Consider the following 17,861-nt stretch of genomic DNA (forward strand, 5'->3'; position numbering starts at 1 on the left):
GTAATCTTTGTCGAGTTTTTAGCGTGATTTCACTCTTGGTCGAAATGACAAAATTGTCGATTATAACTCTGAAGAATAGGTTAATCCGGAAGTTTCGGTATATCCTGTAATATAAAAAATTTTGTGCCTTTTTGTCTATGTGGCAATCTTTAAAGCTGATTCAATTGTGAAACTTATCACAAAAAATAATAAAAATTTGCATATATGACCAATCGGTCATATATTTGTACCCGTAAATGAAAACTATCATGACAAAGGGAGAAGAAACGAGACAATTCATTATAGAAAAAGCAGCACCTATTTTTAATACAAAAGGTATTGCAGCAACGGCTATGAGTGATATTATGGAGGCGACCAAATTGTCAAAGGGCAGTATGTATGTTCATTTTGAAAATAAAGATGTTCTGGCTTGTGCCGCTGTAGATCATAATATGAAAATATTAGGGGATAAACTTGTAGCTGCTATCAGTAAAAGTAAAACTGCAAAAGAAGAACTTTTTACTTATATCGATTTTTTTAGCAATGCCGTAAATCCTCCCCTAACAGGTGGCTGTCCGCTATTGAATTTTGGGACAGAGGCTGATGATACTAATCCTGTTGTTAAAGAAAAAATAAACAAAGGCTGTAACGCTAATCAGCAATTATTGGCTAGTAGTGTTAACAAAGGAATTGCCAACGGAGAGTTTAAAGCAGAATGGAATGCCGAAGAGTTTGCAGTAGTTATGTTTGCCATGATGGAAGGCGGTCACCTCATTTCAAGAATGTCAAATAGTAATGATAAAATGAAAGTGATAACTAAAACCCTAAAAAAAATAATAGAGGAAAACACACTCTAATTTTTTTTATCATAAAAATGACCTTTCGGTCATAAAAATTACAATATCAATTACAATATCAATATATACTACAATTACAATATCAAAAATTCATAATTCATAATTAACAATTCACAATTAATAACAAACATCATGTCAAAAACAATTTTAATTACCGGAGCATCAAAAGGATTTGGAAGAGCCTGGACAGAAGCATTTTTAGCAAAAGGATACAAGGTAGCTGCAACAGCACGAAATATTGATACCCTAGCCGACTTAAAAGCACAATACGGAGACGCTATTTTGCCTTTAACTTTAGACGTAAACAAACGCGAAGATTCGTTTGCAGTAATCGAAAAAGTAAAACAAAACTTTGGAACAATAGATATCCTGATTAATAATGCAGGTTATGCCTTAAACGGAGCTGTTGAAGAAGCAAGCGAAACAGAAGCAAGGGCACAATTTGAAACTAATTTCTTTGGAACTCTTTGGTTGACACAAGCTGTTTTACCTATAATGAGAAGCCAAAAAAGCGGTCACATTATACAGGTTTCTTCTGTTTTAGGAATTACAACTTTACCAAATTTAGGTCTTTACAATGCTTCAAAATTTGCTATAGAAGGTCTTACCGAAACTCTTGCTCAGGAAGTAAAACAATTTGGGATCAATGTTACTTTGGTAGAACCAAACGGATATGTTACTGACATTTGGGGGAACGGATTCAACAGCGAAAGCATCGATGCTTATGACGGACTCAAAAAAGCAATAGAAGAAGGACATGATCCGGACAGTTTCGGAAAAATAAGTGCTACAGTTCCCGCAATTATTAAACTTATTGAAGCCGATACTCCTCCTCTACGCCTGTTTTTAGGAAAAGTGGCTCTACCATTTGCTAAACAAACCTATGAACAAAAATTAGCTACGTGGGAAGAATGGGCTGATGTTTCTGTAGCCGCTCACGGTTAATCATAAACCACTATTTATTATAAAAAATTAAGCCTCCAGAAATCATAAGACTTTGGAGGTTTTATTTTATGGTTTATTTTTATTTTAAACACAGGATAGATATAAAACTGCACATTTATATTATATAACATCTCGCCAAAATTATATAAACTCATGTCGATAATTTAGAATAATTTCATGGAATGAAAAATACAGTAATTTTATTAGTGGATGACGACGACGACGATTGCGAACTTTTTGTTGCTGCGATTCACTCCTTGAACAAAAATATCATCACCACAATTTCCAATAATTCTCTAGAAGCACTAAACAATTTAAAGGTTGCAGCAGTGTTGCCTGACTTTATATTTCTTGATATGCAAATGCCCTATTTAAGTGGCGCTGAATTCATACAACAATTGCGTGCCGTTCCCGAATTAAGCAAAATTCAGGTTGTTATTTATTCCTCGCATTCTCATGAAACGCTTAAAAATCTAACCAAAGATCTTGAACAAGTTCAGATTTTTAGTAAGCCAAATAATTTTAATGAGCTAGTTTCAACTTTAGATAATATCTTATAGTTTAAGATTGCGTCATAATAAGTCATGCATAGAAATAGGTAATAATATAACATTTACGTGAAATACTGTAAATAACAAACTTTATTCAATAAGTAACTTTGAAAAAACGAATATCCATCTCAAAAACTTATTGTTATGTTACTACAATTGATCTCAAAATTATTCGAAAGCGACGAAACTGAATATAATCAATATGATATTGTCATTCAGATTAATGATAAAGTTTTACCTGTAGACAAAAGAAATCTTTATCTGTTGCCTTTAAGCGAATTATTAATGGAGAAAAATTATGGTGAAATTTCAGGTGGTGGAGTTTTAAAAGAAGAACCGGGTGAAATTATTTTTTGTGATATTCACGTCAAACTTTATGACGAAAAAATCACTAAAAATATGCTGCAGGATATTATGAGTTTTCTTGAAAATTGCGGTGCTCCAAAAGGTTCCAAAATAATTATCGAAAAAACACATCAGGAAATTCCGTTTGGTAAAAACGAAGGAATTGCCATTTATCTTGACGGTCAGAATCCTTTAGAAAAAGAGGAAGAATATAATTTTGGTTTTGTTCAGTCCGAGATTTCAAAAAGAACCAATACATCTCAATTAACAGAAAGATACTGGAAAGGCAATTCGACTACGGGATTGTATTTTTACGGACAATCATTTGAGAAAATGAATACTGAAGTTTCTCATTTCATGAACGCACATCCCTTATATAAAAGTGCCAGAATTGCTCAAATAGCGTAACTCTAAAGTTATGAGAACTCCATTATTAGCCTTTAATGATAAAGGAATATATTGCCAGCAGGCTGATGTATATCTTGATCCGTGGCGTCCGGTTACAAATGCCATAATTACGCACGGACACTCAGATCACGCGCGCTGGGGGCATAAAAATTACATTACCCATCACAACAATGTGCCTATCATAAAACACCGTCTTGGTGATATCAATGTTTCCGGTGTAGACTGGAATGAAACTTTCACAATAAACGGAGTTAAATTTTCGCTTCATCCCGCCGGTCATGTCATTGGTTCTGCTCAAATAAGAGTAGAATACAAAGGCGAAGTCTGGGTTTTTACCGGAGATTATAAAACCGAAGATGACGGCATTTCAACTCCATACGAAGTGGTAAAATGTGACGCTTTTATAACGGAATGCACTTTTGGATTACCTGCTTTTAAATGGACTCCTCAAGCCGAAGTTATGACCGATATCAACAATTGGTGGGCAGAAAATCGCGCTGAAGGTAAGACATCTGTTTTATTTGGATATTCATTAGGAAAAGCCCAGCGTATATTGAAATATCTTGATACCGATATCGGAAAAATATACACGCATGGAGCAATCGAAAATATGACCGAAGTTTTACGGCCAATAGTCGATTTTCCGCCCACAACAAGAGTAACATCTGAAACTAAAAAAGAAGATTTACTGGGAAGCATTGTTCTTGCACCGCCAAGTGCACACGGTAGTACATGGATTCGTAAAATGACTCCGTTTGTCACAGGTTCAGCAAGTGGCTGGATGACTTTTAGAGGTGCGAGACGTCGTCGCGCTGTTGACAGAGGTTTTGTTTTAAGCGACCATTGCGACTGGACGGGTTTACTGGAAAGCATTAAAGCAACCGGTGCCGAAAAAGTAATATGCACCCACGGATATTCGGATATATTTTCAAAGTACCTTCAGGAATTGGGTTATGATGCACGTACTGCTAACACTCAATATGAAGGAGAATCCGGGGAAATGGACAGCAAGAAAGATGTTGATGAGGAAGAAAATAGAGTTAATAGTGTAGAGGAAAGAGAATAGAAGAAAGATGCAAGAAGAAAGATGCATGAGGAAGATGCAAGAGGAAAGATGCAAGATAGAATTACAAAAGCGATAGACTCTAGAAAATATCTATAAGAAAAGAAATACAAAGTAAAAAGACCGTAATAAATCCAGGATAAAAAATACCTACAAATCTTGCCTCTTTCTTCTTTTCTTGCATCTTTCTTCTAAATTAAAAAACAAACAGATGAAAAACTTTGCCGAACTTATAAAAGCGCTTGACAGTTCTAATAAAACGTCGGTAAAAGTAGATGCTTTGACCAATTATTTCATCAACGCCAGTAATGAAGATAAAGTCTGGACGATTGCCATACTTTCGCATCGTAGACCGCCAAGACCTGTTAATACTACATTGTTACGATTATGGGCAAATGAACTGGCAAATATTCCGCTATGGTTATTTGAGGAAAGTTATCATATTGTAGGCGATCTTGCCGAGACAATTGCATTAGTGATTCCAACTACTGAAGAACATTCTGATAAAAGTTTAACCGAATATCTTCAGGAAATTATTGCCTTGAAAAAGAAAACAGATTTCGAGAAAAAAGAATATCTGCAGGAGAACTGGCTGGCTTTAAATTATTACGAACGTTTTGTTTTTACCAAATTAATCACCGGAAGTTTCAGAATCGGCGTAAGCCAAAAATTAATGACGCGTGCCCTTTCTAAAGCCGAAAATATTGATGAAGATGCTTTAGCACATAAATTAATGGGCGATTGGAATCCGAATACAATCACATTTCAGGAATTAATTCTGGACGAAAAAAACAGTGATTATTTATCTAAGCCATTTCCGTTTTATCTCGCCTACCCTATCGAAGGCGAACCATCAAATCTGGGAAATGCCGAAGAATGGAGCGCTGAACATAAATGGGACGGAATTCGCTCGCAAACAATAATCCGTGATAATGAAATTTTTATATGGAGCCGCGGTGAAGAATTAGTTACCGATAAATATCCTGAATTTGCTTCGTTCATTGGCATCATCCCGGACGGAACTGTCATTGACGGTGAAATTCTGCCGTATATAGACAATGAAATAGGGACTTTTAATGATCTCCAAACCAGAATTGGACGAAAAACAGTTTCGGCTGCAATCCTTAAAAAATCTCCTGTAATTATAAAAGCATACGATCTTTTAGAATGGAAAGGCACTGATATCCGTAATCTTCCTTTTGAAGAAAGACGTAGATTATTAGAACAATTGTTTGAAGATATTAAACACCATGATATTCCGCTGCAACTTTCCGAAAGGGTGAAATTTTCAACCTGGGAAGAATTGACGGAGGAAAGATTGCGTTCCCGCGAAATGAAGAGTGAAGGTTTGATGATCAAACGAAAAGATTCTCCTTATCTGGTAGGAAGAAAAAAAGGAGATTGGTGGAAATGGAAAATTGAACCTCTGGTAATTGATGCGGTCCTCACCTACGCCATGCGCGGACACGGAAGACGCTCAAATTTATTTACCGATTATACTTTTGCCTTATGGCAGAATAACGAAAATAACGAACGTGAACTGGTGACTTTTGCCAAAGCATATTCCGGTTTAACCGATGCAGAATTCAGAATGGTAGACGATTGGATTAAGAAAAATACACTGGAAAGATTTGGTCCCGTTCGAAGCGTAACGCCACAACTCGTTTTTGAAATTGGTTTTGAAGGTATTGCACTTTCAAAAAGACATAAAAGCGGAATCGCGACCCGGTTTCCGAGGATTTTAAGATGGAGACATGATAAAAAAATTGATGAAGCAAATTCTATTGATGATTTGAAAGATATGATTTTATAGGATTGGGATTGTGCGTAAATGGCACGCGGATGACGCGGATTCGCTAAAGCGAAAACACGGATTAAAAGCAGATTTTTTTATTTTTTTGTCATTTAGAGGAAAGAGTTACTTACGGAGATTTCTCTTTTGTCGAAATGACAAGATTGTGGTTAAATGGCACACGGGTGACGCGGATTCGCTAAAGCGAAAACACGGATGAGCGCGGATTTTTATCTCTTGTTTTAAAGCTCCGGAGGAGCGTAATATTTATAGAAATTACGATATCTTAATGGTAAAAAAATAATAGCAAAAACAATGAACAGAGAGCAACTTTTTGCGGTAGCAAATGAATGGTTTCAACATCAGGGATGGAAACCATTTCCGTTTCAGACCCAGACCTGGACTGCTTTTTTGCAGGGTAAAAATGGGTTACTAAATGCTCCTACGGGAAGCGGAAAAACCTATGCGCTCTGGTTGCCTATTGTTTTGAACTACATCAAAGACAATCCTAATTATAAAACCAAACATACTCCCGGACTTAAAGCTATCTGGATTACGCCTTTGCGTTCACTTTCTGTAGAAATTAAACAAGCTGCTGAAAGAGTTGTCAATGATTTAGGAACTAAAATGACGGTTGGGATTCGTTCCGGAGATACATCGGCAAGTGAAAGAGCCAAGCAAAAAGGAAAAATGCCCGATTTATTAGTCACCACTCCGGAAAGTTTACAATTGCTTCTCGCGACAAAAGGATACGATAAAATATTTGCCAATTGTACTGCAATTGTAATTGACGAATGGCACGAATTATTAGGTACAAAACGAGGCGTACAAACAGAACTTGGCTTGTCGAGATTAAAAGCGATTGCTCCTAAAATGCGTATTTGGGGAATCTCTGCAACAATTGGAAATCTTCAGCAAGCACAGGAAGTTTTATTGGGTGTTGATTCTGAAGCTTATAATAATTCGGTTTTAATTAAGGCTCAGATTCATAAAAAGATAAAAGTAATTTCGATTATTCCGGATAAAATGGAAACCTACCCGTGGCGCGGACATATGGGTTTGCATCTTATTGATGAGGTGGCTAAAATTGTAAAAGCCAGTAAAACGACTTTGATTTTTACCAATGTTCGGTCGGCTTGCGAAATCTGGTTTCAGCGATTGCTCGAAAAATATCCTGAGTTTGCGGGAGAAATGGCCATGCATCACGGAAGCATTAACAGAGAAACGCGACTTTGGGTTGAACAGGCAATTAGAGACGAGGAATTAAAGGTCGTGGTTTGTACTTCGAGTCTGGATTTAGGTGTTGATTTTGCGCCTGTAGAAACCATTATTCAGGTTGGCGGACCTAAAGGCGTTGCGCGCTTTTTGCAAAGAGCAGGACGAAGCGGACACCAACCGGGGAAAGAAAGTGTGATTTATTTTCTGGCGACGCACGCTATCGAATTAATTGAAGCTTCGGCATTGAAAAAAGCGGTTGAAGAAAATGTAATCGAAGATCGGGTTCCGTATTTGAACAGTTGGGACGTTTTGGTCCAGTACTTAAATACTTTGGCGGTTTCTGACGGATTTATTCCTGATGAAATTTTTAAGGAAGTTAAAGGAACGTTTTGTTATCAGGCAATGACGGAGGAAAACTGGAACTGGATCCTGAATTTTATCACTAACGGAAGCCAAAGTTTACAGGCTTACGACGAATATAAAAAAGTAGAAATTGAAGAAGATGGACGCTTTAAAATCAACAGCAGATTAATTGCCATGCATCACCGCATGCAAATTGGGACTATTGTGGGTGATGCGGTTGTGAATGTAAAATTTATGAGTGGCGGTTATATCGGGACTATCGAGGAATGGTTTGTTTCGAAATTAAAACCGGGTGATACTTTTATTTTTGCAGGTAAACAACTGGAATTGTTTCGGATTAGAAATATGCAGGTTTTGGTACGAAAAGCCGATCCAAAAAAGAAATCAAAAGTAGTGAGCTGGATGGGCGGACGAATGGCGCTTTCGGCACAAATGAGTGAATTGCTGCGTCATGAATTGTATCGTGCGAATACTGATGATTTATCGCCGGAATTAAAAGCTTTAAAACCATTGTTTACCAGACAACGCAAGGAATCTATTGTACCGGGCGACGATCAGTTTTTGATTGAAACTTTTAAAACCAGAGAAGGTTATCATGCACTTTTTTATCCTTTTGAAGGCAGGTTTGTTCATGAAGCATTGGCTAGTTTACTGGCGTACAGAATCAGTCTATTATTGCCTATTAGTTTTTCGCTCGCCTATAACGATTACGGATTCGAATTATTATCAGATCAGGAAATTGATATGCAAAATGTTTTAGATAATAATCTTTTCTCTACAGAATATGTCCATCACGATTTGCAAAATAGTCTGAATGCTACCGAAATGGCAAGACGTAAATTCAGGGATATTGCCGTAATTGCAGGTTTGGTTTTTACTGGTTTTCCTGGTAAAATGATAAAGACAAAACATTTGCAGAGCGGATCTCAATTATTGTTTGAGGTATTCAGGGATTATGAACCGGATAATTTATTATTTCAACAGGCATATCGCGAAACCTTTGAGCATCAGCTTGAAGAAGGTCGTTTGATTATGGCTTTGGAACGAATTGAGAAACAGGAAATTGTCTGGAAGAAATGTCTTAAACCGACGCCTTTTAGTTTTCCGGTTATCACGGACAGATTGCGCGAAAAATTGTCGAGCGAGAGTTTAGCTGAACGAATTAAAAAAATGACAGCTTCGTACATGAAGTAAAAATATATGACTATTACCATACAAAATCAAACTTTTATTTTGCATCCAAGTGGTGCTTTATTTTGGGAAACCCGAAATTTACTGCTCATTTCTGATGTGCATTTGGGGAAAGTTTCCCATTTTAGAAAACACGGCGTCGCGATTCCGAATAATGTGGTTTCAGAAAACTTTAAACGTTTGACTGAAGTTGTTGAAAATTTTAAACCCGAAAAAATAATTTTCCTGGGGGATTTATTTCATAGTTCTAAAAATACCGAATGGGATTTATTTGAACAATGGGTAGATTGCTGTACCAATAAAATTGTGCTTGTTGCAGGAAATCACGACATTATTGACAAAAAGCATTACATCGATCTTGATATTGATGTGGTGGAATCTCTTGAAATTGATGACTTTTTATTAACACATCATCCTACAATTCAGGAAGGTTATTATAATTTTTCAGGACATATTCATCCCGGAATTATGCTGCGTGGTTTTGGTGCGCAATCTTTAAAATTACCTTGTTTTTTCAGGAAAGAAAATCAAATGATCCTGGCTGCTTTTGGAGAATTTACAGGAAAACACGTTTTGAAACCGCAACAAAATGATATTGTTTACGCGATTGCAAATGATGAGGTTATCCAGATAAAACTAGACTGATTTTTTAAAGTAAAGCTGTTTTTCATTGGTGTCCTGATTCACATCATTTTCATAATAGAATTCTTCATAGCCTAATGACTTTAACTCTTCTGTCAAAGTAATATCAATTTCAAAAGCTTTAGCCCAGATAAAATCGTGTTTACGCTGTAAAGCGACTTCTTCGGCACGTTTAAAAAGTACCGCAATATCTTCTCGATTGAAGTAAACGATGTGATTTATACCAATGGGTTTATTGGCATCGAGATTTTGATTGGAAAGTCGGGACGAATTTAATTTCATGAACGATAACGGATTTTCGCCATCGTATGCCATCAGCATTTCGACCGAAAAGTCATTCTGTATTTTGAATAATTGCTGGCTGGAAAGGTTCTCTCTCGCGTACTTCTCCCCCGTTTCTTTTGAATTAACGAATAAATCAGCATAAAACTGAAGGGCTTTTTCTTCCATCCAAATGACATTATCATTAATTATAACTACAAACTTTGCGATTTTAGACATATGCTTTAATTTTAATTGTGAATGATGAATTGTAAATTATCTCAAACGCAAAGTTGCAGTGAATTACGGTATTAGGAAAGAGCGAAATGTCTTGTGTTTTGTTCAAAAAGGCGGTTAAATTAATTGGGACGTATTTTTAAACATATAGAGACATAGCTTTTTGAATCGCACAAGCAAGACGTTTCACTTTGAATAAATCAAAATAGTATTACACTTATCATTACTTTTTGTCATCTCGACATAGGACAGATCACACCAGGAATTCCGCAAAGAAAATAACCAATCTTTGTAAAGTTGCGCTTGCGATCTCTCCCAATGTCATTAGTTTAAGCTTTGTTTGATAGTTGTGAGTAATGTAAACCAAGAGTTGAAATGTGCCGTTAGGCACTAAATATTGGTAGTTAATATAGATTAGAAGTATGTTGGCGTGCCGTAGGTACGCAACAAATGATAACTATTGCGTACCTACGGCACGCTATATTTATTCCATTTCATATTAATTACCAATATTTAGTGCCTAACGGCACAAATAGTAAGTTTTCAAATCGTGATTGTCATGATATAGTATGATTGTCGATTTTATGCTGTTTCGCACATCTAAAATCTTTAATATTTTTATCCTTTTTTCTTAACTTAATTACAAACTTTGCGATAAAATACATTAACGAAATTCTTAATAAAATTATGTGTAGTCCCTACGGGACAAATTTTATTACGCTCTTTTTTTTCTACCAATATGGAATCTCTACGAGATATAATTTAAGCCGTTAAATATTGGATAAAATACAAGGTAAAAACTATCAATATGTAAAATCTCTGCGAGATATAATTTGAACCGTGAAATATTGGATAAAATACAACACAATATTCCGTTAGGAATTAAATGTTGGTTGAAAAAAATGTCACGCAGGCCAATATCATTAAGTTAAGCTTTAACTAGCCTCCAGCTTCAGCTGGAGGTGTTTAATATGTACAATAAGATTGGCTATAGCCAAATCTTACATTTTTGGCTAAAGCCATTCAGATTGATTTTATATAAACTCCAGCTAAAGCTGCAGGCAATTCAAAAACAAACTTTGCCTGAAAAATATATTTTGAAGAATATTAATTTAATGACATTTCCTGTGGTCAATTATTAAATAAATATTTAGATGTTTTAATATCAAAGCTTTTAAAATAACATCTTGCGGTTAAATACTTCTCCGATATTCCAAAGGAGAAATTCCCTGTGAATTTTTAAAGAATCTTCCAAAAATGGATTGATTTGGGAAATTTAATATGTCGCTGATTTGGCTTATTGTAAGTTCTTTATTTTGAAGTAATACTTTAGCTTCAAGAACAACAATATCTTCGATCCAGTTGCTGGCTGTTTTACCACTATTATTTTTAATTACTTCTGATAAATATTTGCGCGTAACATTCAAAGCATCAGCATAATATTGAACAGATCTTTGGCTTATAAAATCTTTAAAAAGGGTTTGTTTGAACTTTTCAAAGATTGGATTTTGTACAATCTCGTCATCAATTGTCTGTTTAATGGAATCAAGCTCATAAATCAAAATGTACAAATAACTACGAAGAATTGATGGCTGATGATTCGATTCATTATCAATCGATTGTTTGATTAAGGAGAAAATTTTCTGGAACTTTTCTTTGTTGGTTTTCTCCAAATTAAAAACATGCATTTCGCTATTATCGAAAAATTGATATTGTGACAGAAAAAATACATTTGCCTGATTATGAAGAAAAAATTGTGGTTTGAAAAAGATAATATCAATTAAAATTTCGTCACTGTCTTTTATAAAACTTCTAATTACCGAAGGTCCTAAAGTTAGGATAGCCGGAGCATGAACAACAACTCTTTTCAGTTTAGTCTGCATTACAATACTTCCCTTTCTGAGAAACTCTATCGCATAACTTTCTGCGCGATAAGGTTCACTGATATACGGATGATCTTGTACCTGAATATAAAAATAATCTTTATTATTATCAGCATCAGTAAACAAACTTTTATGATGTGCGAGCGAGTATGTTGTTATTTTATTCTTCAATACTTTTTGGTTTAATACCTATTCAAATATAGTAAACCGTATAATGTATAACAAAAAATGGCGCCAGATAGCGCCATTAATTTTATTGTGTTACCAATATATGTCTAAGAATACTATCTTATTTTTTGTCAATTTTATAAAGTCTTCCGCCATCTGTAACGGCATATAGAGCTCCGTCAGTTCCTTGAGTAACATCTCTAAAACGTTGACCTTCTGAAGCAAGAAGTCTTTCTTCACCAATTACTTTATTATCTTTAATCGCAAGACGAATAATGTGCGTCGCACTTAATGAACCAATGAAAAGATTGTTTTGCCATTCCGGAACACGATTTCCTGTGTAAAAAGTCATACCACTTGGTGAAACTACGGGATCCCAATAGTACACTGGTTGCTCTAAACCTTCTTGTTGCTGAATTCCTGCACCAATTTTTTCTCCGCTATATTCAATTCCGTAAGTTATTGTTGGCCATCCGTAATTTGAACCTGCTTTTAAACGGTTGATTTCGTCACCTCCACGTGGTCCGTGCTCAGACAACCAGATTTCATTTGTAACAGGATTAAGTGCTAAACCTTGCGGATTTCTGTGTCCAATAGTATATAACTCAGGCAAAGCTCCAGTTCCGGTAAATGTAGGGTTTCCGGTTGCAGGCTGACCGTCTTTTGTAATTCTCACGACTTTACCCAAAGCCGATGAAACAGATTGTGCTAATGGTCTTGTTTCAAGTACTGAACGTTCTCCGGTACTAACAACAAGGAAACCTGATTTATCAAAAAGTATACGTCCGCCATAGTGAAGCGTGCTAGGATTTGCAGGTTTTGCCCTGTAAATTACTGTTGCTCCTTCTATCGTTTTTTCGTCAGCCGAAAGTTTTCCTTTCGCTACAGCGGTATTATTTCCGCCTGTTGTAGCTTCGGCAAAAACCCAGTAAATCATACGGTTTGTCGCAAAATCAGGATCAATAGTCAAACCTAATAAACCACCCTGACTAGCAGAATTTACAGCTGGAATTCCGGTAATTGGCGCGCTTAAAACTCCCGCTGTGGTAGCAATACGCATTGTTCCTGTTTTTTCTGTGATTAACAATCTGCCATCAGGAAGACTTTTTATTCCCCATGGACTTGTTAATGTTGTTGCCAGAACTACTCCTTCATAAGGTGTATTGGTTTGAACTCCGTTGATTCTGGTTTGTCCCTGAAAAGCAGGCTTATAAGCTGTGTTTGGCGCAGTTCCTTCGACAGGATTTGTAGTTGTACCTAGATTTACTTCGACTTTATCGTCACTCGAGCAGCTAAATAATGTTATTAAGACACTCGAAACAATAGCAATTTGATTAATATTTCTCATAGATTTGGGATTTATGTATTAAAAATAGTTACGATTTGTATTCATTCTAATTTTAGAACAAAGCAAAAATGATCAATTAAAATTAAAATCGCGTTATATAATTTATGAGAAAAGTTATACGATTTTAATATTGATTCATTAGAGGAGCGAATAAAATCTCAGAAATCGCTAAGCCCATAAAGATCTCTATTGTTGTGCATTGCGAATATCTGGTAAACTTTACGGTTAAAAACATACTTTCTATTTAAATATTTTTCTATTTTTGCAATCATCAGATGATATGACAAATGAAAACAATTATACAAAAAAAATCGCTGGCCGAAGAAGTTGCTTCAAAAATACAGGAGCAAATAGCTGAGGGCTATTATAAAATCAATGAGAAATTGCCTATTGAAACGGAACTGATGACGAGTTTTGGCGTAGGCCGATCTTCGATCAGGGAAGCAATGAAATTGTTGTCAAATTCCGGATTACTCAAAATTAAACAAGGTCTTGGAACATTTGTACAGGAAATCAACAGTACGCGTGAACCTATGAATGACAAATTAATGCGGGCAAAAGTTCAGGATATTGATGAAGTCCGACAATTATTAGAACTCAAAATTGCTGAAAAAGCGGCTCTTAACAGAACTGAAGACGACATAATAGCGATGAAACAGCATTTAGCCAACCGACTAAAAGCAGCAAACGATGGTTTACTGGAAGAATGTATTGAGGCTGATGTTCAATTTCATATTGCGATTGCCCAAGCTTCTAAAAATGAAATTCTGGCTGATTTATATCAATCTGTTGCGATACACCTCAAAAAAGGATTTCTGGAACTTTATCCTGATACTCATGTATTTCAAAATACGTATGTAATCCACGAACAACTTTTAGAAAGTATAATTGCAAAAGATTCTAAAAAAGCCTGGAATACTGTAGCTAAAATAATAGGTCATATTAATTACTAATTTTTACTAAAACTCATCAGATGATCTGATTTAAATTATGAAGACAAGTTCAAGTTTAACAAACTCCACAATTGATGCTAAACATTTAGCCCAGCAAACTGTTTTTTCAATTTTATTCACCATCAGCTTTACGCATTTTATAAATGACTTGTTGCAAGCTGTGGTTCCTGCGGTATATCCTATTATAAAAGATAAATTTCATTTAACTTTTACAGAAATTGGTTTGATTACGTTAACGTACCAGCTTACAGCATCGATTCTTCAGCCTTTTATTGGATTTTATACGGATAGAAAACCCCGCCCATATTCGTTAGCAATTGCAATGGTTTTTACAATGGCAGGTTTGGCTGCGGTTGCCGTGGCTTCCAGTTTTACGAATATCTTACTTGCCGTTAGTTTAATAGGTATTGGTTCATCGATATTTCATCCCGAAGCTTCAAGGGTAGCACATATGGCTTCGGGCGGAAAAAAAGGTTTAGCTCAGTCTATTTTTCAGTTAGGCGGCAACGCAGGAAGCGCGATTGGTCCTTTGCTAGCAGCGATTATTGTAGTTCCTTACGGTCAATTTAATATTATCTGGTTTTGTATTGCAGCAGTTTTAGGAATTGTAATTCTTTCAGGAATTGCAAAATGGTATCAGGAACATTTAGCTTTAAAAGCAAAAAACAAATCTATTGTTACGGAGGAAATTCATCATTCGCTTTCAAGAAAAAAAGTGATTTTTTCATTGGGCATTTTGCTGGTCCTGATATTTTCGAAATACTTTTATATGGCAAGCATGACTAGTTATTATACCTTTTATCTGATAGAGAAATTTCACGTTTCTGTGCAGGAATCTCAAATTTATCTATTTGCTTTTCTTGGTGCAGTTGCTGCCGGAACATTATTTGGCGGAGCTTTGGGAGATCGTTTTGGAAGAAAATATATCATTTGGATTTCTATTTTAGGCGTTGCTCCTTTTACTTTATTATTGCCTTATGCGTCACTTTTCTGGACAGGAATTTTATCGGTACTCATTGGTTTAATTATATCATCTGCTTTTTCTGCGATTTTAGTGTATGCAACTGAACTTGTTCCCGGAAAAGTGGGCTTAATAGCGGGACTTTTCTTCGGATTAGCATTTGGTATGGGCGGACTAGGTTCAGCAGTATTAGGAAAACTGGCTGATACAACAAGTATCGAATATGTATTTAAGGTTTGTGCTTTTTTACCTTTGATAGGAATTCTGACTACTTTTTTACCAAATATTGAAGGGAAAAAAAATAGTAAAAACAATTAAAAAACAAGATTAATTGAATTAAAAAAACCTGAATGTGAAAAATAGAAATTAATCTATTTTTTCACATTCAGGTTTTTCCTTTACAACTGTTTTATTTTTATTTTAGGTTTAAGGAATTAAAACTGCACGGCCTTTTATTTTTCCCTGTCTCAATTTATCGTATACTTCGAGTGCCTGATCCAGATTGTATTTCTCAATTTCAATATGAATTTTCTTTTGTATTGCCAATCCTATAACTTCCATTAGCTCTGTTCTTGAACCCCAATACGGATTTGTCATACTTACACCAAAGGGTAATCCATTCATATTGTACTCAAATTTTCCTCCGCCTAAACCCACAATGGTTAAGTCTCCGTCCAGTCCAATAATTTTTGTTCCTAAATCAATTGTAGTAGTTGCACCCACAAAGTCCAATACAACTTTAGCTTTTTTGATTCCCGTAATTTTTTTAATTTTTTCTGCGGCATCTTTATCTGTAGAATTAACCACATGCGCTGCACCAAGTGATGTAGCAAATTCAAGTCTTTCCGGTGTAATATCGCACGCTATAATTGTTGATCCGCACATTTCAGACAAAATTTGTAAGGCAACGTGTCCAAGTCCGCCAACTCCTATAACCACCACATATTCATCCGGCATTAGTTTATGCAAAGATCTTTTTATGGCTGAATATGGCGTTAATGCAGCATCTGTAAGCGGAGCCGCAATTACAGGATCTAAGTCATGAATAGGAACTAATAAACGTGAAGAAGGTACGAGCATATAATCTGCCATTCCGCCGTTTAATCCTAATCCGCCACCAAAAGCCTGCTCTGACTGATGATCACAATAATTTTCATTTGAATGCTGACATGGTTTACAATGTCCACATCCCCAAGGTCCGTAAACTAAAACAGCGTCGCCTTTTTTAAAACCTTTTACATCAGGACCAATTTCTTCAATCCATCCCGCATTTTCATGTCCTAAAGTAAATGTGGTTCCTGAAACCGTTCCTTCATCGATAATATGCAAATCAGAATGACATACTCCTGCTCCGCCAATTTTTAATAGTACCTCATCTCCGGAAGGAACAGGTTTTTCTAAATCATTTACAATTCTAACATCTTTGTGTCCAAAATAACGTACTGCTTTCATAAGAATTTATTTATAATTTAATACTATAAATTTACTCTAACCTCATGGAACAATAAGGTAAATATATTATAAATAAATTCGATCAGACGTTAAAAAATAGGATAAAATAGCTTAAATTTTAACTTTGGAAATTACTGCATTTTTATTTTAAATCCTTATTATATACTACAGACAAAAATTATAAATACGATGTGTAAATTTATTTCAATTGAAAAAGTGGTTTGAAATTTAAGCATAAAAAAAGCGCTAAATTTATGATTTAGCGCTTTTTAGGTTTTAAGAGGTTTTTATATTTTACCAGCCTTTTACAGCACCTCCTTTAAATTCTCTAAGAGCCGCCGCTTCTACTTCTGCAGATTGAAAGGCTTGCAGAAACTGTTTTACTTTTTCTTCGTTTTTATTGTCTTCACGACTTACCACTAAGTTTACATATGGAGAATCCTTATCCTCAACAAATAATGCATCACGTGAAGGAACTAGTCCAGCCTGAGAAGCAAATGTATTATTGATAATTGCAATAGATACTTTTTCATCATCAAGTGCTCTTGGCAATTGAGGTGCTTCTAATTCTAATATTTTTAAATTTTTAGGATTGGTCACAATATCTGTCACTTTAGGCAACAATCCCACATTTGGACGAAGAGTTAACAATCCGTTTTTCTGTAAAAGCAATAAAGATCGTCCGCAGTTTGTTGGATCATTTGGAATAATAATCGTGCTTTCGTTTTTCAATTCCGAAAGGTTTTTGATTTTTTTAGAATAAGCTGCAATTGGGTAAATAAATGTCTTACCAATAATTGCGAGTTTGTAACCTCGTTGTTTTGATTGCTCATCAAGATATGGTTTGTGCTGAAAAGCATTTGCATCAATATCTCCCTGACTTAAAGCTTCGTTAGGAATCACGTAGTCGTTGAAAGAAATCAACTCCACTTCAAGTCCGTATTTTTCTTTTGCTACTTTTTTAGCTGCTTCAGCCACTTTATATTCCGGTCCGGTTGCAACACCCACTTTAATATAATGCGGATCGTTGTTTGTACTTTTTCCGCAATTTGCCAGTGATAATGTTAAGGCAACAATTGCAGTTATTTTTAAGAAATTCAGTTTAGTATTCATCTCGTATTTTTTAATTTTTAATTGATGTGTGTTGTAATATGTGTTGTAATGTGTGTTTTTACCGCAAAGTACGCAAAGGTTTTTCGCAAAGTTCACTAAGATTTAAGTGTGTAAACACTTTAAGTTCACAA

At 35.4% G+C, this 17,861-nt stretch carries 15 protein-coding genes; 10 read left to right on the top strand and 5 right to left on the bottom strand.

What is annotated here, in order from left to right; translation table 11 throughout:
- Window positions 1-248: 248 nt before the first annotated feature.
- From ACHRVX_RS18675 to pdeM, 8 genes are all read left to right on the top strand, one after another.
- Window positions 249-836 carry a TetR/AcrR family transcriptional regulator gene (locus ACHRVX_RS18675; protein ID WP_395334928.1) on the top strand — a complete coding sequence of 196 codons (588 nt, stop codon included), beginning with the start codon at window positions 249-251 and terminating at the stop codon, window positions 834-836.
- Between the two features lie 132 nt (window positions 837-968).
- Window positions 969-1,781: an SDR family NAD(P)-dependent oxidoreductase gene (locus ACHRVX_RS18680; protein WP_395334931.1), complete on the top strand. Its 813-nt coding sequence runs from the start codon at window positions 969-971 to the stop codon at window positions 1,779-1,781.
- A gap of 182 nt (window positions 1,782-1,963) precedes the next feature.
- Window positions 1,964-2,341, top strand: coding sequence for a response regulator (locus ACHRVX_RS18685; protein ID WP_395334933.1), 378 nt, complete (start codon window positions 1,964-1,966; stop codon window positions 2,339-2,341).
- 135 nt (window positions 2,342-2,476) lie between these two features.
- A complete protein-coding gene (locus ACHRVX_RS18690) occupies window positions 2,477-3,085 on the top strand; it encodes a hypothetical protein (RefSeq protein WP_395334936.1) in 609 nt (202 codons plus the stop codon).
- 10 nt (window positions 3,086-3,095) lie between these two features.
- A complete protein-coding gene (locus ACHRVX_RS18695; protein WP_395334939.1) occupies window positions 3,096-4,151 on the top strand; it encodes a ligase-associated DNA damage response exonuclease in 1,056 nt (351 codons plus the stop codon).
- 208 nt (window positions 4,152-4,359) lie between these two features.
- Window positions 4,360-5,961, top strand: a complete 1,602-nt coding sequence (locus ACHRVX_RS18700; RefSeq protein ID WP_395334941.1) for an ATP-dependent DNA ligase — start codon at window positions 4,360-4,362, stop codon at window positions 5,959-5,961.
- A gap of 294 nt (window positions 5,962-6,255) precedes the next feature.
- Window positions 6,256-8,715 carry a ligase-associated DNA damage response DEXH box helicase gene (locus tag ACHRVX_RS18705; protein WP_395334943.1) on the top strand — a complete coding sequence of 820 codons (2,460 nt, stop codon included), beginning with the start codon at window positions 6,256-6,258 and terminating at the stop codon, window positions 8,713-8,715.
- Window positions 8,716-8,721: 6 nt separating this feature from the next.
- Window positions 8,722-9,357 carry a ligase-associated DNA damage response endonuclease PdeM gene (pdeM, locus tag ACHRVX_RS18710; RefSeq protein WP_395334945.1) on the top strand — a complete coding sequence of 212 codons (636 nt, stop codon included), beginning with the start codon at window positions 8,722-8,724 and terminating at the stop codon, window positions 9,355-9,357.
- Here pdeM and ACHRVX_RS18715 read toward each other — a convergent pair.
- From ACHRVX_RS18715 to ACHRVX_RS18725, 3 genes are all read right to left on the bottom strand, one after another.
- On the bottom strand, window positions 9,349-9,855 hold the full coding sequence (locus ACHRVX_RS18715) for a hypothetical protein (protein ID WP_395334947.1): 507 nt from the start codon (window positions 9,853-9,855) through the stop codon (window positions 9,349-9,351). The two genes, pdeM and ACHRVX_RS18715, sit on opposite strands and share 9 nt — an antisense overlap.
- Before the next feature lie 1,190 nt (window positions 9,856-11,045).
- Window positions 11,046-11,906 (bottom strand): helix-turn-helix domain-containing protein, encoded by an 861-nt coding sequence (locus ACHRVX_RS18720; RefSeq protein ID WP_395334949.1) that lies wholly within the window; start codon window positions 11,904-11,906, stop codon window positions 11,046-11,048.
- A gap of 118 nt (window positions 11,907-12,024) precedes the next feature.
- Window positions 12,025-13,251, bottom strand: coding sequence for a PQQ-dependent sugar dehydrogenase (locus ACHRVX_RS18725; protein ID WP_395334951.1), 1,227 nt, complete (start codon window positions 13,249-13,251; stop codon window positions 12,025-12,027).
- Window positions 13,252-13,538: 287 nt separating this feature from the next.
- Between ACHRVX_RS18725 and ACHRVX_RS18730 the strand changes: the two genes are divergently transcribed.
- Both ACHRVX_RS18730 and ACHRVX_RS18735 read left to right on the top strand, forming a co-directional pair.
- Complete coding sequence (locus tag ACHRVX_RS18730) at window positions 13,539-14,204, top strand: FadR/GntR family transcriptional regulator (protein ID WP_395334953.1); 666 nt, start codon at window positions 13,539-13,541, stop codon at window positions 14,202-14,204.
- 37 nt (window positions 14,205-14,241) lie between these two features.
- On the top strand, window positions 14,242-15,483 hold the full coding sequence (locus ACHRVX_RS18735) for an MFS transporter (protein WP_395334955.1): 1,242 nt from the start codon (window positions 14,242-14,244) through the stop codon (window positions 15,481-15,483).
- Window positions 15,484-15,591: 108 nt separating this feature from the next.
- Here ACHRVX_RS18735 and ACHRVX_RS18740 read toward each other — a convergent pair whose 3' ends face one another.
- On the bottom strand, window positions 15,592-16,617 hold the full coding sequence (locus tag ACHRVX_RS18740) for an NAD(P)-dependent alcohol dehydrogenase (RefSeq protein WP_395334958.1): 1,026 nt from the start codon (window positions 16,615-16,617) through the stop codon (window positions 15,592-15,594).
- A gap of 294 nt (window positions 16,618-16,911) precedes the next feature.
- A complete protein-coding gene (gene metQ, locus ACHRVX_RS18745; protein WP_395334961.1) occupies window positions 16,912-17,730 on the bottom strand; it encodes a methionine ABC transporter substrate-binding lipoprotein MetQ in 819 nt (272 codons plus the stop codon).
- Between the last annotated feature and the right edge of the window lie 131 nt (window positions 17,731-17,861).

Origin of the sequence: Flavobacterium sp. FlaQc-47 (assembly GCF_044006475.1) — a bacterium.
In the GTDB taxonomy this organism is placed as follows: Bacteria; Bacteroidota; Bacteroidia; order Flavobacteriales; family Flavobacteriaceae; genus Flavobacterium.

What these genes read in the sequence shown, in the direction of transcription:
- ACHRVX_RS18675 (WP_395334928.1), top strand. Translation starts at nt 249, where the DNA reads ATGACAAAGGGAGAAGAAACGAGACAATTCATTATAGAAAAAGCAGCA.
- ACHRVX_RS18680 (WP_395334931.1), top strand. Translation starts at nt 969, where the DNA reads ATGTCAAAAACAATTTTAATTACCGGAGCATCAAAAGGATTTGGAAGA.
- ACHRVX_RS18685 (WP_395334933.1), top strand. Translation starts at nt 1,964, where the DNA reads ATGAAAAATACAGTAATTTTATTAGTGGATGACGACGACGACGATTGC.
- ACHRVX_RS18690 (WP_395334936.1), top strand. Translation starts at nt 2,477, where the DNA reads ATGTTACTACAATTGATCTCAAAATTATTCGAAAGCGACGAAACTGAA.
- ACHRVX_RS18695 (WP_395334939.1), top strand. Translation starts at nt 3,096, where the DNA reads ATGAGAACTCCATTATTAGCCTTTAATGATAAAGGAATATATTGCCAG.
- ACHRVX_RS18700 (WP_395334941.1), top strand. Translation starts at nt 4,360, where the DNA reads ATGAAAAACTTTGCCGAACTTATAAAAGCGCTTGACAGTTCTAATAAA.
- ACHRVX_RS18705 (WP_395334943.1), top strand. Translation starts at nt 6,256, where the DNA reads ATGAACAGAGAGCAACTTTTTGCGGTAGCAAATGAATGGTTTCAACAT.
- pdeM (WP_395334945.1), top strand. Translation starts at nt 8,722, where the DNA reads ATGACTATTACCATACAAAATCAAACTTTTATTTTGCATCCAAGTGGT.
- ACHRVX_RS18715 (WP_395334947.1), bottom strand. Translation starts at nt 9,855, where the DNA reads ATGTCTAAAATCGCAAAGTTTGTAGTTATAATTAATGATAATGTCATT.
- ACHRVX_RS18725 (WP_395334951.1), bottom strand. Translation starts at nt 13,251, where the DNA reads ATGAGAAATATTAATCAAATTGCTATTGTTTCGAGTGTCTTAATAACA.
- ACHRVX_RS18730 (WP_395334953.1), top strand. Translation starts at nt 13,539, where the DNA reads ATGAAAACAATTATACAAAAAAAATCGCTGGCCGAAGAAGTTGCTTCA.
- ACHRVX_RS18735 (WP_395334955.1), top strand. Translation starts at nt 14,242, where the DNA reads ATGAAGACAAGTTCAAGTTTAACAAACTCCACAATTGATGCTAAACAT.
- ACHRVX_RS18740 (WP_395334958.1), bottom strand. Translation starts at nt 16,617, where the DNA reads ATGAAAGCAGTACGTTATTTTGGACACAAAGATGTTAGAATTGTAAAT.
- metQ (WP_395334961.1), bottom strand. Translation starts at nt 17,730, where the DNA reads ATGAATACTAAACTGAATTTCTTAAAAATAACTGCAATTGTTGCCTTA.